Annotated in this window: 12 protein-coding genes; 7 read left to right on the top strand and 5 right to left on the bottom strand. The window is 66.6% G+C overall.

All coding sequences use genetic code 11. The features are described from left to right. Positions 1-289 precede the first annotated feature (289 nt). The 5 genes from U5918_RS04145 (at position 290) to U5918_RS04125 (ending at position 6,626) form a co-directional block, all read left to right on the top strand. Positions 290-1,978, top strand: coding sequence for a class I adenylate-forming enzyme family protein (locus U5918_RS04145; RefSeq protein ID WP_335999680.1), 1,689 nt, complete (start codon positions 290-292; stop codon positions 1,976-1,978). Positions 1,979-2,180: 202 nt separating this feature from the next. Beyond that, the gene (locus tag U5918_RS04140; RefSeq protein WP_335999678.1) at positions 2,181-3,749 is read left to right on the top strand and encodes a hypothetical protein; all 1,569 of its coding nucleotides are present in this window, start codon (positions 2,181-2,183) and stop codon (positions 3,747-3,749) included. Positions 3,750-3,778: 29 nt separating this feature from the next. After that, positions 3,779-4,849: an ABC transporter permease gene (locus U5918_RS04135; RefSeq protein ID WP_335999677.1), complete on the top strand. Its 1,071-nt coding sequence runs from the start codon at positions 3,779-3,781 to the stop codon at positions 4,847-4,849. Continuing rightward, a complete protein-coding gene (locus U5918_RS04130; protein ID WP_335999676.1) occupies positions 4,846-5,604 on the top strand; it encodes an ABC transporter ATP-binding protein in 759 nt (252 codons plus the stop codon). The genes U5918_RS04135 and U5918_RS04130 overlap by 4 nt, the downstream gene beginning before the upstream one ends. 86 nt (positions 5,605-5,690) lie before the next feature. Next, a complete protein-coding gene (locus U5918_RS04125) occupies positions 5,691-6,626 on the top strand; it encodes a ferritin family protein (protein WP_335999674.1) in 936 nt (311 codons plus the stop codon). 35 nt (positions 6,627-6,661) lie between these two features. Here U5918_RS04125 and U5918_RS04120 read toward each other — a convergent pair whose 3' ends face one another. Both U5918_RS04120 and U5918_RS04115 read right to left on the bottom strand, forming a co-directional pair. After that, a complete protein-coding gene (locus tag U5918_RS04120) occupies positions 6,662-8,116 on the bottom strand; it encodes an amidase (protein WP_335999673.1) in 1,455 nt (484 codons plus the stop codon). A 58-nt stretch (positions 8,117-8,174) separates the two neighbouring features. Further along, a complete protein-coding gene (locus U5918_RS04115) occupies positions 8,175-9,206 on the bottom strand; it encodes an NAD(P)/FAD-dependent oxidoreductase (RefSeq protein WP_335999672.1) in 1,032 nt (343 codons plus the stop codon). 238 nt (positions 9,207-9,444) lie between these two features. Between U5918_RS04115 and U5918_RS04110 the strand changes: the two genes are divergently transcribed. After that, the gene (locus U5918_RS04110) at positions 9,445-10,029 is read left to right on the top strand and encodes a DUF7110 family protein (protein WP_335999671.1); all 585 of its coding nucleotides are present in this window, start codon (positions 9,445-9,447) and stop codon (positions 10,027-10,029) included. 77 nt (positions 10,030-10,106) lie between these two features. Here the strand turns inward: U5918_RS04110 and U5918_RS04105 are convergent, their stop codons facing one another. Then, positions 10,107-10,352: a hypothetical protein gene (locus U5918_RS04105; protein WP_335999670.1), complete on the bottom strand. Its 246-nt coding sequence runs from the start codon at positions 10,350-10,352 to the stop codon at positions 10,107-10,109. 130 nt (positions 10,353-10,482) lie between these two features. Here U5918_RS04105 and U5918_RS04100 point away from each other — a divergent pair, with 130 nt between their 5' ends. Beyond that, positions 10,483-11,451 carry a phosphoadenosine phosphosulfate reductase family protein gene (locus U5918_RS04100; protein ID WP_335999669.1) on the top strand — a complete coding sequence of 323 codons (969 nt, stop codon included), beginning with the start codon at positions 10,483-10,485 and terminating at the stop codon, positions 11,449-11,451. A 305-nt stretch (positions 11,452-11,756) separates the two neighbouring features. On the opposite strand, the gene U5918_RS04095 is transcribed toward U5918_RS04100, so the two are convergent. Both U5918_RS04095 and U5918_RS04090 read right to left on the bottom strand, forming a co-directional pair. Further along, complete coding sequence (locus U5918_RS04095) at positions 11,757-12,176, bottom strand: VOC family protein (protein ID WP_335999668.1); 420 nt, start codon at positions 12,174-12,176, stop codon at positions 11,757-11,759. A 38-nt stretch (positions 12,177-12,214) separates the two neighbouring features. Further along, on the bottom strand, positions 12,215-13,714 hold the full coding sequence (locus U5918_RS04090) for a DUF790 family protein (RefSeq protein WP_335999666.1): 1,500 nt from the start codon (positions 13,712-13,714) through the stop codon (positions 12,215-12,217). Positions 13,715-13,768: the final 54 nt, after the last annotated feature.

Raw genomic sequence — 13,768 nt, 5'->3', positions numbered from 1 at the left:
ACAGAGAGCCGTCGGTGTAAACCGTTTGCCCCGCTACAGTTCGCGTAACGAGACGGTGGTCGATCGGGCACCCGCGGATCGCCGCGGTGTCGCTCGTCCCGGCGCTGCCGGTGTGGGGCGCGACGCCCTGGAATCTGTTCGTAATCGAGGTGGTTCTGGGGTGCCGAGCCCCCCTCGAACGTGAAGGCCCGAAAATAACCGGGTGCGTCCGGAAAACGCCCCGTTCCGGCCATGTCCCGCGTGACTAATCATGCGGATTTAAGCCACGGGGGATGAGAAATAAACGTAGATGTCAGACGCAACCGAGCTCCCGGAGCAGCCGTGGTTCGCCGAGTACGAACAGTTCGGCGTGCCGAAGACGCTCGAACCGTACCCCGATCAGCCGGTCCACCAGTTCCTCTACGACTCGGCCGAGGAGTACCCCGAACAGGGTATCGTGCAGCTCGGCCAGAAGTACAACTATCCCGAGGTCGTCGAGGACGTCGAACGGCTGGCGACCGCGCTGCGCGAACGCGGCGTCGAAAAGGGCAGCCGCGTCGCGACGGTGCTCCCGACCTCCGCGCAGTTCATCATCGCGGAGAACGCCATCTCCCGGGCGGGCGGGGTCCACATCCCGAACGACTTCCTCGACGCAGAGGAGGACCTGATCTACCGGCTCGAGCAGGGCCAGCCCGAGGTCCTCATCGGCCAGGACAAGCACCGGGACCTCATCGAGAGCCTGCAGGAGGAGCTCGACCTCCCGGACGTGATCCTCACCTCCGTCGACGACTACAGCGAGGACCCGCCCGAGACACACGAGGACGTCGAGGGCGTCGAGTGGCTCACCGACGTGATCGAGTCCACCGAGCCGAACCCGCCCGAGGTCGAGTTCGACGTGGAAGACGACGTTCACACGCTCCTCTTTACGGGTGGCACGACCGGCCTCCCGAAGGGCTGTCAGCTCACCCACCGCAACCTCACCGCCAACGCGCTGCAGGCCAACGCCGCCCAGTCGCGGATGGCGGACATGATGCGCGGCAGCGAGGGGGCCGTCATGGCCCTGCCGCTGTATCACGCCTACGGCTACTCCGTCCAGCACTCGCTGATCGAACTCGGCCTCGACGTTCTCACGGTACCGGACGCCCGGGACACGGAGATGATGGTCGAGTTGATCGAGGAGCGCGAGCCGCTGATCATGATGGGCGTCCCGACCCAGTTCATGGAGATCGTCAACGAGGACCTCGACCAGGACGTCGTCGGGCTCTCGGGGTCGGCCCCGCTGGCGACCGAGACCAAAGAGAAGTTCGAGGAGAAGTCCAAGGGCGTCTCCCAGGGCTACGGCCTCTCGGAGATGTCGCCGGTGACGCACTTCAACACCCGCGGGCTCCAGGACATGCTGCTCGGCGAGGACACCCGCGAGGAAGGGTTCGACATGCCGACCATCGGCGTCCCGGTGCCGGACACGGAGGTCAAACTCGTCGACGTCGACAGCGGCGAGGAGATCCCGCTCCGGAAAGCCATCGACGAGGAACTCGAGGGCGAGATGCTCCTCAACGGTCCCCAGCGGATGAAGGGCTATCTCGACGAGAGCAAGGACCCCTTCGACGACGACGGGTTCGTCGCGACCGGTGACGTCGCGAAGATCGACTCCAAGGGCCGGTTCTACATCGTCGACCGCGTGAAGAACATGATCAACGTCTCCGGGCTGAAGGTCTACTCCGAGGAGGTCGACGAGGTCCTCTTCTCCCACCCAGGCGTCCACCGCCCGGCCACCATCGGCGCGTCGGACCCGGACCGTCCGGGCAGCGAGATCGTCGTCATCTACGTCGAGGAGGATCCCGACTACGACGGCGACCTCACCGAGGAAGACGTCCGCGAGCACCTCGAGGGGAAGGTCCCGAAACAGGCCATGCCCGAGGAGGTCCACATCGTCGACGAGATCCCACTGACCGACGTGGGCAAGACCGACAAGCAGGACCTGAAAGGTCGACACGAGTAACTCGAATCGCCCCGCTCGATTCGTCGCGGCGGCGCCAATGCACGTTTTCTCCGGCACCGAAGCCGTTAGCTACGACAAGTCGAGGGGAATCTATTTAGTCTATCGTGATGGCAAACTCACATATGACCGACGGGAGCGAACACGCGAACGGCGGTGAGACCGCGGGCAGTATCGACTCGACCGGCGGGTCCGAGGTGATCAGATGGCGCTGACGGAAGCGTTGCTGGCGAACAAGCTCCAGGTCGCGTTGACGAGCGTCGCCGTGGTCGCGGTCGGCGGCGCGGTGACCTACGTCGCGCTGACCGGCGGACTGTTGGGCGGTAACGAGATGCTGAACGCAGTGCCCGGCGAGGCGGAAGCGGTGGTGCACGTCGACGGCGACGTGACCGACGACGAGCGGACCAGGGAACTGGTCAACGAATTCATCGACTTAGAGAAGGCGACCAACGAGAGCTACGACGGGCCGGACGATTACGAGGAGTCGATGGCCGAAGCCCAGAACGAGAGCAACCTCTCGATCGACGGCTTCCACAGCATGACGTACTTCTCGAAGTACGGGAGCGGCGAGGACGACGAGGGCGAAGACGGGGCGGACGACGGCGACGACGAGAGCCGTGACTACGAAGCCGTAGTGATCGACTCCGACTGGAACACGGAGGACTTCGTCGAGTCGACCGCGGACGGCGCCGAGTACGAGGAGCGGACCTACGAGGACTACACCCTCTACCGGGTGAACCAGAGCGACGATTTGGACGACGAAACCAGCGCCGAGACCGACGTCGAAGCCGAGGCCGAGACCGGCGTCGAATCGGACGGTGGCTTCGAGTCCGAGGGCGAATTCGAGACCGAATCCGAGTTCGAGGGCTGGGACGACGACGAGTACGAGGAGTTCGACACGGACGAGGACGAGGGCCCGACCTGGATCGCGGTCCTCGGCGACGGCCGGTTCGTCTCCGGTAGCGAGGAGGCGGTCAAGGACGCCGTCGACGTCGATCGCGGCGCGGCCGACCCCGTTGGCGACGAACTCCGCGAGGCCTTCGGCTCTGCACGGGACGGCCACATCCGGTTCGCAGTGACGGTCCCCGAGGACGCCGGCGAGGGCAACTACACCGAGCAGGCAGAGAGCGCGGCGGCGATGACCGGCGTCTCGGTGCCGGACAACGTCAAGCGCCTGCAGGAGCTCGCGGACGTCGACTCGGTCTCTGGCGCCTACTACACGACCGACGAGAACATCGGCATCGAGTACCGGATCGCGGCCCACGACGAGGGGACGGCCGACGACCTCCGCGCCATGCTCGACGGCAGCATGACCTTCGCGGAGTACGGCGTCCCGCCCAACGAGACGGCGGCGCTGTTCGACGACACCACGGTCGAGCAGGACGGCTCGGACGTCGTCGTGACCTTCGAGCGCTCGCCCGCCGGCCTCGCGGACGCGTTCGAGGCCCTCGCCAACTACTCGGCGAACCTCACGAGCGCCCTGGGCCCGTCGAACGGGACCGGCTACGGGTCGGGCTACGGCGACGGATTCGGTGAGGACGATGGGTTCGGCGAGGACGACGGATGGGGTTCGGACGGCGAGTACGAATCCGGCAGCGAGTACGACCCCGACGAGGAGTACACGCCCCGAGAGGAGTACACTCCGTACGAGGAGTACGACCCCGAAGACGGCGACTACGCCACCCCGGACGAGGAGGACACCGCCTGGGAGTCCGACTACGCGATCGATCGACCTGACCAGGGCGCCCCGACGGGCGCCAGCCCACCAGCCTGAAGACCCCGGGATCCGATGTCAGGTCGTCGATGACGATTCCGTCGCTGCTGCGAAAGGAGGTGCTCTGGTCGCGGCACCGGCTCGCGACCCTCTGTTTCTTGCTGCTGTTGCTGCCGGCCTTCTTCGCCATCACGACGCTCGCGTTCGGGACCGTCGTCCCCGAGGACACCCCGATCGGCATCGTCGCGGAGGACGACACCGTCACCGACGAGGAACTCCGGGCCGTCCAGGGTGGACTGGCGCTGTATTCGGAGCCGCGGCTGTACGAGGACCGGGCCGGGGCCAGGCGCGCGCTGGAACGAGAGACGGTGTACGCGGTCCTCGAAGTGCCGCCCGGGTTGCTCGACGAGTCGACGACGAACGCGACGCTGACGCTCGTGGTCGACGGGAGCGTCGTGCCGTTCGAGGAGCCATCGAAGGTGATTCAGAGTGTGGCGAGCGCGTATCTGAACGCAAACCTCGACGGTGACGTGACCGTCGAGCGCGAGGTGGTCGGCGAACCCCACACGCTCTCCGAGTACCTCATGCCGACCTTCCTGCTCGGGGTCGTCGTCCTGTTCGCGTTCGCCTACCTGCCGTACAACCTGGCGCGCGAACGCGCGGTGCTCGACAGGCTCCTGGTCGAGTCCTCGCTCGACGCGCTCGTCGCCGCGAAGATCGGCTACTTCGCCGCGCTCATGCTCGTCCCGACGGCCGCGTTCGCGGCGGTGGCCGTGGCGCTTGGCTACTCGGTGACGCTTCTCTCGTCCGGGGCCGTCGCCGTCCTCCTCCTGACGTTCGTCTCCCTGGCCGCGATCAGCACCTCCATCATGCTCCTGACCGACTTCGGGACGCTCGGGCGCTTCAGCAACGTGGCCGTGATGCTGGGCGCCTTCTCCTTCTCCAGTCTGGTCTACCCCGTCGGTTTCTTCTCGCCGATCCGCCGGGAGATCGCCCGCGCCATCCCGCTGCACTACTCGATGATCGTCACCCGGAGCCTGACGCTGAAGGAGACGTCCCTGGCGCTGTACGGCGACTACGTCCTCGGGCTCGTCGGCTTTGCCCTCCTGACCGTGCTCGCGCTGAAACTCTCGATCGAGCGGTACGAGCGAACGCTATGACGGGACGAACCGACGCCGACGCGAACGCGACGCCAGACGAGGAGGTGGCGGCACCGGCGCTCGCGATGCGAAACGTCACGAAGACCTACGGCGACGTGACGGCGCTCTCGGGGGTCGATCTCACGGTCGCGCCCGGGACGATTCACGCGCTGGTCGGTCCCAACGGCTCGGGCAAGACGACGCTGTTCCGGATCGCGCTCGGGCTCACCCGGCCCTCCAGCGGGACGGTCGACGGCCCCGCGGGCGGGATCGGGCCGGGGTTCCAGCGAGCGAACGTCTACCGCGACCTCAGCGTCGCGGAGAACCTCGACGTCTTCGGCGCGATGACCGGCGGGGTCGACGAGGACTGGCGCGAGCGACTCGTCGAGACGCTCCGGCTGTCGCGGGTACTGAACAGGCGGGTCGGCGATCTCTCGGGCGGGTTCCGGCAGAAACTCGACCTGGCGCTGGCCATGCTCGCCCGGCCGCCCGTGGTCTTTCTCGACGAACCGCTCGGCGACCTCGACGACGTCTCGCGGGCGAACCTGCTCGACCTGCTCGCGGCGTATCGCGACGACGGCAACGCGGTGGTCGTCTCGACGCATCACGTCGACGCCTTCGCGGACGTCCTCGACCGGCTGACCGTCCTCCGGGACGGCACCGTTCTCCTCGACGAGGACCGGACCGACGTCGACCTCGGCGAGCACGACTCCCTGCAGGCGCTGTACGTCGCACGCACGCTCGCGGCCGACGGCGAGTCGGCGGACCTCATTTAAGCACCCATAATACTGACCCAATTTAAATAGCCTGAGATCTGCCGCAACGGGGATTTGTGTGGGACTGGCATTTGACGTGGTGTACTATGACACAGGTGGAGGACTCGAGCCGGGACATGCGTCTGGACCCGGATTCGTTCGCGCAGGGGTATTTCAAAAACGCCGTCTATCGCCACTGGGATCCGTACGCGATCGAGGGGCTAAAGGCGGACAAGGAACAGATGATCGAGACCGCGCCCGAGGAGGACGAGTTCGACACGCTCCGGAAGTCGATCGCGCGCTTCGGTGCCGGCGAGGAGGCGGTGACGGAGGACCTGATGCCGCTGGGGCTGGTGCTCGACGATATCAACGACCAGATGTTCCTCTCCAGTCAGATCTACGAGGAGGCCAAACACACGCAGTTCTTCGACCGCTACTGGCGCGAGGTCATCAACCCGGCCGAGGAGGCGCTGGGCTTCGAGGAGACGCGGCCGACCGACCAGCGGTTCTTCAACGACCACTACGTCGCGCTGTTCGACAAGACCGAGGACGCCATGGAGCGACTCCTCGACGACGACTCGCCCGAGGCACGCGTGAAGGCCTACTGCCACTACCACCTCGTGGTCGAGAGCGTCCTGGCCCAGACCGGCTACTACGGCTTCCAGTCGGCCTTTTCCGACAAGGGGTCGGACGAGGTCGCCGTCAAGGACTGGCCCAACGCCGATGGCCTGGTCACGGGCGTCGAGAAGATCCGCAGCGACGAGGGCCGACACGTCGGCTTCGGGATGAACAAGGTCCGGGGCTACGTCCAGTCTGGCGAGGTCGACGCGGACGTCGTCCAGGAGACGCTGCAGGACCTCATGCCCCACGTCGCCGGCACCTTCAGCGACCTGACCGTCGGCATCAACCCGGCACCGCTGGTCGCGTACTCCCGGGACAAACTCACCCGCAGGATCGAGATCATCACCGACGCCGACGCCGAAGTGCCGGAGGTCGACGAACTGGTCAAACTCGACACCGACGAGGGAGCCGCCGCGGACTGAGACGGGTCGCTTCTTCTTTCGAACTCCCTCTCCGATCAGGCGTCAGGATAGTCTTCGGCCCAGGGGTTCGCGTCTTCGAGCGCGGCCGCGATGCCGAGCAGGTCGGCCTCGTCGTACCGCGATCCGACGATCTGGAGTCCCACGGGGAGGCCGTCGTCGGTGAGGCCTGCCGGTGCGGCCACGACCGGGTGGCCGGTCAGATTGAACGGCCAGGTGAGGCCCCAGTCCATCGGTAGCCCGCCGGCGCGCTCGCCGTCGATCTTCGAGGGATAGGGTTCGTCGTGGGTCAGCGGCGGCGTCGAGAGCGTCGGCATCACCAGTGCGTCGTGGTCGGCCAGCACGGCCTCGACCGCGTCGTACAGCTCCGTCCGCACCGCGTTGGTCTTCAGGTAGTCGACGGCGTCGTACCCGTCGCCCATCCGGACGGTCTGGACGAAACTGCTGGAGAGGTCCGCGGCGTCCTCGCCGGTCACGTCCACGCCGAACTCCTCCTCCAGGTGGTGGGCCATGACCGCGAACAGTGGCGTCGCCTCCGTCCCGTAGGCGTAGTTCAGGGTGCCCTTGTCCGGCCCGTCCACGTCGGCCTCCGTGACCGTCGCGCCAGCCTCGGCCAGCGCGTCGAGGGCGTCCCGACAGATCGACGTGACGGACGAGGCCACCGGGAAGGTGTCGAGATCCGGCGTGAACGCGACGTCGAACTCGCTTGCGTCGCGGTCGGTCGCGTCCGTGTAGTCGGTCTCGGGCGGGACGACGCTGAAGGGATCGCTGTCGTCCTGGCCGACCAGGACAGTGAGCATGAGCGCGAGGTCGTCGACGGTCCGGGCCATCGGCCCGAAGACCCCGACCGGCGAGTGCGAACTGAACGCGTCCGGCCGGTTGTCCATCGGAACGAGGCCGAACGTCGGCTTGACCGAGACGACGTGACAGCACGACGCGGGGTTCCGCAGCGACCCGCCGACGTCCGAGCCGGTCGCCAGCGGTGTGAGCCCCGCGGCGAGGGCCGCCGCCGATCCGCCGGAGGAGCCGCCGGCGTTGTACTCGCCCTCGGGGTCGAACGGCGTCGGCGTCGGCCCGACCAACTCGTTGTACGTCCGCATCGTGTGCCCCAGTTCGGGCGTGTTGGTCGTCCCCAGCGGGATCGCCCCGGCTTCTTCCAGTCGTTCGACGATCACGCTGGACTCCTCGGCCACGTTGTCGGCGAGCGGCGCGAGTCCCATGGTGTGGGGAACGCCATCGATCTCCATGTGGAGGTCCTTGATCGCGACGGGGACGCCGTGGAGCGGGCCGAGGTCCTCTCCGTCTTCGACCGCCGCCTCGGCTTCTCGGGCCTGTTCGCGTGCGCGATGTTTGAGGACGTTCACGTAGGCGTTGAGTTCGTCGTTGCGGTCGTCGATCCGCTCGAAGAACGCCTCGACCACCTCGACTGGCGATACCTCCCCCGTCCGAATCGCATCCGCGAGGTCAGTCGCGGACCGGAACGCTATCGACATACTCCAGCGGGGTGCGGAACCGGATTAATACCTTTGCCTAGTGGCTGCTCTCAGGCGCTTAATCATCCGCGCTCGCTTCCTCTCCCTCGCTCCGGTGGGCCTGTGCGGCGGCGCGGATGTCCTCGGACACCGCGGGCACGTCGTCGACGTCGATGCCACCGGCAGCCTCGATGTCCTCGATCGACATGGGATAGGTCCGCAGGTCGTAGTGAATGTCGATGCCGGCCTTCGCCCCCTGGCCCATCGCGACGGGGATCTGGTTGTGGCCGGGGATCACGTCGCCGACCGCGTACACGCCGTCGACGCTGGTCGCGCCGTGGTCGCCGACCGCGATGGTCCCGTCGTCGTTCAGCTCGACGCCCAGTTGCTCGGCGAGGTCCGTGTTGTACTCCGAGCCGTACATGGCGAAGCCGCCGCGGTACTCCCGGCGGGAGCCGTCGGCGAAGGTCAGGGCTTCGAGCCAGCCGTCCTCGCCGTTGTGGACCTCGGTGACCTCCTCCTCGACGATGTCGACCGGGTGCGCGCGGACGAGTTCGTCCGTCTCTTCGCTCCAGGTGGGCTCGTCGCCGTTCAGCAGGACGTCCACCTCGTCGGTGAAGTTGAGCATGATCATGGCGACGTGGGCGGTGCTGTCGCCGTGGCCCATCACGTACACCGGTTCGTCGACGAACATGTACGCGTCGCAGTGGAGGCAGTAGTGCAGGCCCCGCCCGGTCCGCGGTGCCGGCGGGTCTGGACGGCCGTCGGAGAATCCGGTCGCGAGGACGACCCGGTCGGCGACGGCCGTGACGTCGCCGGCTTCGAGCCTGATGCGTCCGTCCTCGGTATGCTCGGCCTCGCTCACGAAGTCCCGGTGGTAGTCGGCCCCGTACCCCTGGATCTGTTCGATCGCGGTCTGCAGGAGTTCGTTGCCCGAGACGTCTTCCGGGATGCCGATCACGTTGTGGGTTTCCTGCATCATCGCCGCGCGGCCGCCGCCGCGATTGATGACTGCGGTGTCGTGGCCGAGTCGGGTGGTGTACAGCGCCGCTGTCAACCCCGCCGGACCACCGCCCACGACGACGACTTCGTACTCGCGTTCCTCGCTCATTGGTATCGCTCTGTAGTCGTCCGAGACACTAAACTGTCTGGTTACCTGCCGGTTATCGTGTTCTCGTCCCATGGACACGCCCCGCCGACGTGACGAACCCACCGACTGCGCGGCTGTGGTGACAGCTACCATACATCACAGCTAGCCGAGGCCACAGGAAGGACAGGCCATATATGACTGGGGAACGTATATCCCGACGAACAGACCCGGTGTCAGCCGACCGCCACTCATTCAAATCATGACAAGCCGTGTATTCAGACTCCATTCGACACTCGAATTGCCGCTCGAAGACGTGTACGAGTATTTCGAAGACCCCGATCTCCCGGTGGAGATGGAGGACATCGACATCACTCGTCGCAACAACACACTCATCATCAGCGCTGTCGCGGCCGACGAGAGCATGAGCAAATACACGCCGACGGCGCAGCTCAAGGCCAGCATCACCGAAAACAGGGTATACGAGGAAGAACCCGAGGACCGACCCGGGGGCCCCGGCGGTGGCGGTCCGCAGTGGGGCACCCTCGAAGACGAAGAAGAAGAGATCGAGTCCGAACTCGTCGAATACGCCTGTTTCAAGGGCGACCGCGAAACCGTTCTGCAGAACACCGCGCTCCAGTACCCGATGTTCGAGGTGCTCTGTGGCATCGCCGGGATCGCCGAGAAGGGAACGCTGACCGCCGTCGTCGCCGTCGACGGCGAACTCCGCGCGACCCGCATCGTCGACGGCGAAGACCGACCCGCCTCCGTCAACGTCGTCGAGGAACCCCGAGAGGACGAAGGGGAAAACGGCGTCAACTGGCGGGACAACAAGTTCATCAGCTGAAGCCGGAGCCGCCGACCCGCCGTCCGCGGACGCTTCTACCGACCGCCTGCCGTCTCAGCGACTGCCACTGCCGTCGTTCAGGACCGCTGGCGGAAGGACAGGACCGTGCTCAGACCCTGGCCGTCCACCTGTTCGGTCGTCACGTTCATCGTCAGCACGTCGTCCTCGTCGACGACGTCGTAGGCGATCGCCTCGAGGTCGCTGGCGCTCTCGCCCTCGGTCAGTAACACGACTTCGACCCGATCCCGGTTGACCGAGACGTCGTCCACGTCGTACCCCGCATCCTCGAACGCCGACCGGAGGTCCGCTTGCAACTCGCTCATACCCGCCCGTACGGAAGCCACCCTTATAATACAGGGGCCGATTCGCCGGCCGGCTCCGCCGTGGGACCGATTTCCACACCGCCGAAATCCCGAAAAACACTTACCGGGCATAATTATATCTCATTACACCATGGCAGCATTCCCCGACTACCTGGACGTCGACTACGAGGACGGCGACGGCGAGGATCCCGCCGACTACGCGTCCATCGAGGACAAGATCGAGAAGGCCATCGAGGTCACCCGCGAGGGCCTCGAGCAGTACGAGAACCCGGCCGTGATGTGGACCGGCGGGAAGGACTCGACGCTGACGCTGTACTTCATCAAGGAGGTCGCCGAGAAGTTCGACCTGGAAGTCCCCCCGGCGGTGTTCATCGACCACTACCAGCACTTCGACGAGATTCACGACTTCGTCGACCACTGGGCCGACGAGTGGGACCTCGAAGTCATCTACGCCCGTAACGAGGACGTCGGCGACTACGTCGAGGCGAACGACCTCGAACCCGGCGACGACATCCCGGTCGACGCCCTCAGCGAGCACAACCAGCACCACGTCCGCGACATCCTCGAGTACGAGGAGGACGACTTCCCCTTCCTGCTCGACACCTACGTCGGCAACCACCTGCTGAAGACCGTCGCGCTCAACGACGCCCTCGAGGAGTACGAGATCGACGGCGTCATCTCCGGCGTCCGCTGGGACGAGCAGGAGGCCCGCGCCGACGAGACCTTCTTCTCCCCGCGTCACGACCCGGACATCTACCCGCCCCACGACCGCATCCAGCCGATCCTGCAGTTCGACGAACCCGCGGTCTGGGACGCCTTCTGGGGCTTCGTCGTCCCCGACACCGTCGCCGGCTACCCCGACGACGGCTACGTCCCCGAATCCGGCGACGACCTGCCCAACGACCTGACCCAGGACGACATCCCCGTGAGCCCGAAGTACTTCGCCGGCTTCCGCTCGCTGGGTAGCGAAGTCTCGACCGACAAAGCCGCCCAGGAGCCCGCCTGGCTGCAGGACATGGAGAACACGACCGAGCGCGCCGGCCGCGCCCAGGACAAGGAGGACCTGATGGAGCGCCTGCGCGACCTCGGCTACATGTGAACCTTTTACGTCGTCGGGTTCGCGCCTGACGGCGCGAACCACTCTCTGCTCACGGGCCGCGGAGCGGCCCGTTCGCATGGTATGAGGGAGCTTCGCTCCCTCACTACTTGAAAAACGTGGGCGAAAAAGCCCTCCGCGCTCCCTTCGGTCGCGCGGAGTGTGCCCGCGAGTGACCGCAGGGAACGAGGGGGCGCTCGGAAGCCGCAGTCCGCGCAGCACCGCAGGTGCGAGCAGAACCGTCTTCCGGTGAACCGGCGGCCTTCGGCCGCCGGATGCTAGCCGCTCAATCCACCGCCCAGCGACCGCTACAGCTGCAGCACTTCGACCAGGTGGCCGTCTGGATCCTGCAGGAAGCAGATTCGAGTTCCGCTCTCGGTCGTCTGCGGGTCGCTGATCGTCGGTACATCCTCGGGAAGATCCTCGTAGAACGCGTCGAGGTCGTCGACTTCGAGTCCCAGGTGTGAAGCGCCGGGCTGGTTCAGTTCCGCCCTCGGCTGGCCGTCCCCTTCGGGTTGGTACGCGACGAGTTCGACGCGAGCGCCGCCGGCGTCGAGGTGTGCGAAGTCGGCGGCCGCGCCCGGAACGCCGACACCGGTCGCGAACTCCTCGCCGCCGACCGAGAACCGCGACAGCACGTCCAGTCCGAGAACGTCCCGGTAGAACTCGATCGCCCGGTCCAGATCGGCGACGGTCAGGCCGACGTGGTGAGCACTGAGATCCTGCATGGCTGGACGATCCGAGACCCGCGACGAAAATCGCTTCGCTACTTCTCCCGCACGGTCCCGCCACCGAGTCCCTCCCACGCGACCCGATAGCCGAGGCGCGAGAGGATCGCGCTGGCGTCGTCGATACCGTACTCGTCGAGAACCGCCTCGGCGGCCGCGAGATCCATCCCCTCCGAAATATTGCCTTCGAGAGAAGAAATTACCGACGGTCGGATCAGCGTTCGACCGACTCGGGCGTGGTCCCGAAATTTCTTGCCTTCGAGGGCAGAAACGCTGACGCCGTGGCGGTCGGCCAGGCTTTCGAGGTCGATCACGTCTTCCTCGGGGACGAGATCGTCGGGCAGCGAGGCGGCGGCGTCGGTAGTGAGGTCGTCCTCGTAGCGCCGGAGCGCCCGTCTGACGTCCTTGAGCCGAACGGTGCTCGAGTACGGGATGGCCCGATGGTCGCGGGCATCGATCTCTTCGCCCACCCCGAGGCTCTCGTCGACCGCGACGAGCATCTCGACGTCCTCGACCGCGGCGAGCCTCTCGAGTTTCTTCTCCACGTACTCGGGCGTCCAGAAGCCCATGATCTCGAAGAAGACCCGGAAGTCCGCGAACTCGTAGTCGAAGGCGAAGTCGGGGATGACGACGTGGGCGCCCGCCGCGAGCGGTTCGGGCTCCCTGACCAGTTCCCAGTCCAGATCCAGCGACCGGAACCGGGTCGCGAAGTCGGCCTCGACGCCGCTGTCGAAGGTCATCTCCGTCACCGGCTCGGCGTCTGGCACCGACACGTCAGCGTCGGTGAGGCGCAGTTCGCGCTCTGTCCCGCGGTCGTTGATGGTCGCGGTCAGTTCCCACTCGACGGTACCGGCGACGGTCCTGAGGAGGCGCGCGAAGCGGGTTCCGTACCGCCGGCTGGTCCGGAACAGCGCGTCGGGTCCGGTGACGACCACCTCTCGGCCGTCCTCTGTCCGGCGGATCTCGTACATGAGCCGCAGCCGTTTGACCGCCGAGACGACGGCCCTGGGGTCCGAGGCGCGGATCCGGACCTCGGTGGCGTCGAACAGCGCCGTCTGCGCCAGCGAGAGGTTGTACTGGGCCACCAGCTCCGCGGGCTCCCAGCGCACTGCGAGTTCGGTGAGGACCTGATTCTGCTCCCGGTCGGCGTACAGCGACTCCTCGATCTCGTCGGGGGTACAGTCGAGGCGGGCGGCAGCGTTCTCCAGAGCGTGACCTCGTTCCTCCGGGGTGACGACTCCGACCCCTGCCGCGGCGGCGAACGCGGCCTCGCGTGCGCGTCGTGGGTCGACCGGGGCGCGGGTCTCGAAGGTCGCCTCTCGCTCGACGAGCTTGGCGAATCCCCGGACGAGTTTGAAGTCGCTGGCCTCGCGTTCGAGTGCCGCGAGCGCCTCCTGGAGCGCGGTCCGGGGCTGCTCCAGGTGGCCCTGAAAGGTCCCGATCACGCGGGCGGCCAGGGCCTCGTCCTCCCCGTCGGCGAACCGTGGCTGGTAGCCACCGCCTGCGCGCGAAACCCGGAGCAGGTCCTTCGTCAGCACGATCGAGTGGTCACCGCGGAGGGACAAAAAGCCGGCCAGTCGCCGGCGGCGGGA

The organism is Halorientalis sp. LT38 (genome assembly GCF_037031225.1).
GTDB classification, from domain to species: domain Archaea; phylum Halobacteriota; class Halobacteria; order Halobacteriales; family Haloarculaceae; genus Halorientalis; species Halorientalis halophila.
Note: the sequence above shows the minus strand (reverse complement) of the source record. Positions and strands in the feature narration are given on the sequence as shown.

Coding starts and splice junctions, on each gene's coding strand:
- U5918_RS04100 (WP_335999669.1), top strand. CDS start 10,483: ATGGCAGCATTCCCCGACTACCTGGACGTCGACTACGAGGACGGCGAC.
- U5918_RS04145 (WP_335999680.1), top strand. CDS start 290: ATGTCAGACGCAACCGAGCTCCCGGAGCAGCCGTGGTTCGCCGAGTAC.
- U5918_RS04110 (WP_335999671.1), top strand. CDS start 9,445: ATGACAAGCCGTGTATTCAGACTCCATTCGACACTCGAATTGCCGCTC.
- U5918_RS04130 (WP_335999676.1), top strand. CDS start 4,846: ATGACGGGACGAACCGACGCCGACGCGAACGCGACGCCAGACGAGGAG.
- U5918_RS04120 (WP_335999673.1), bottom strand. CDS start 8,116: ATGTCGATAGCGTTCCGGTCCGCGACTGACCTCGCGGATGCGATTCGG.
- U5918_RS04095 (WP_335999668.1), bottom strand. CDS start 12,176: ATGCAGGATCTCAGTGCTCACCACGTCGGCCTGACCGTCGCCGATCTG.
- U5918_RS04135 (WP_335999677.1), top strand. CDS start 3,779: ATGACGATTCCGTCGCTGCTGCGAAAGGAGGTGCTCTGGTCGCGGCAC.
- U5918_RS04105 (WP_335999670.1), bottom strand. CDS start 10,352: ATGAGCGAGTTGCAAGCGGACCTCCGGTCGGCGTTCGAGGATGCGGGG.
- U5918_RS04140 (WP_335999678.1), top strand. CDS start 2,181: ATGGCGCTGACGGAAGCGTTGCTGGCGAACAAGCTCCAGGTCGCGTTG.
- U5918_RS04115 (WP_335999672.1), bottom strand. CDS start 9,206: ATGAGCGAGGAACGCGAGTACGAAGTCGTCGTCGTGGGCGGTGGTCCG.
- U5918_RS04125 (WP_335999674.1), top strand. CDS start 5,691: ATGACACAGGTGGAGGACTCGAGCCGGGACATGCGTCTGGACCCGGAT.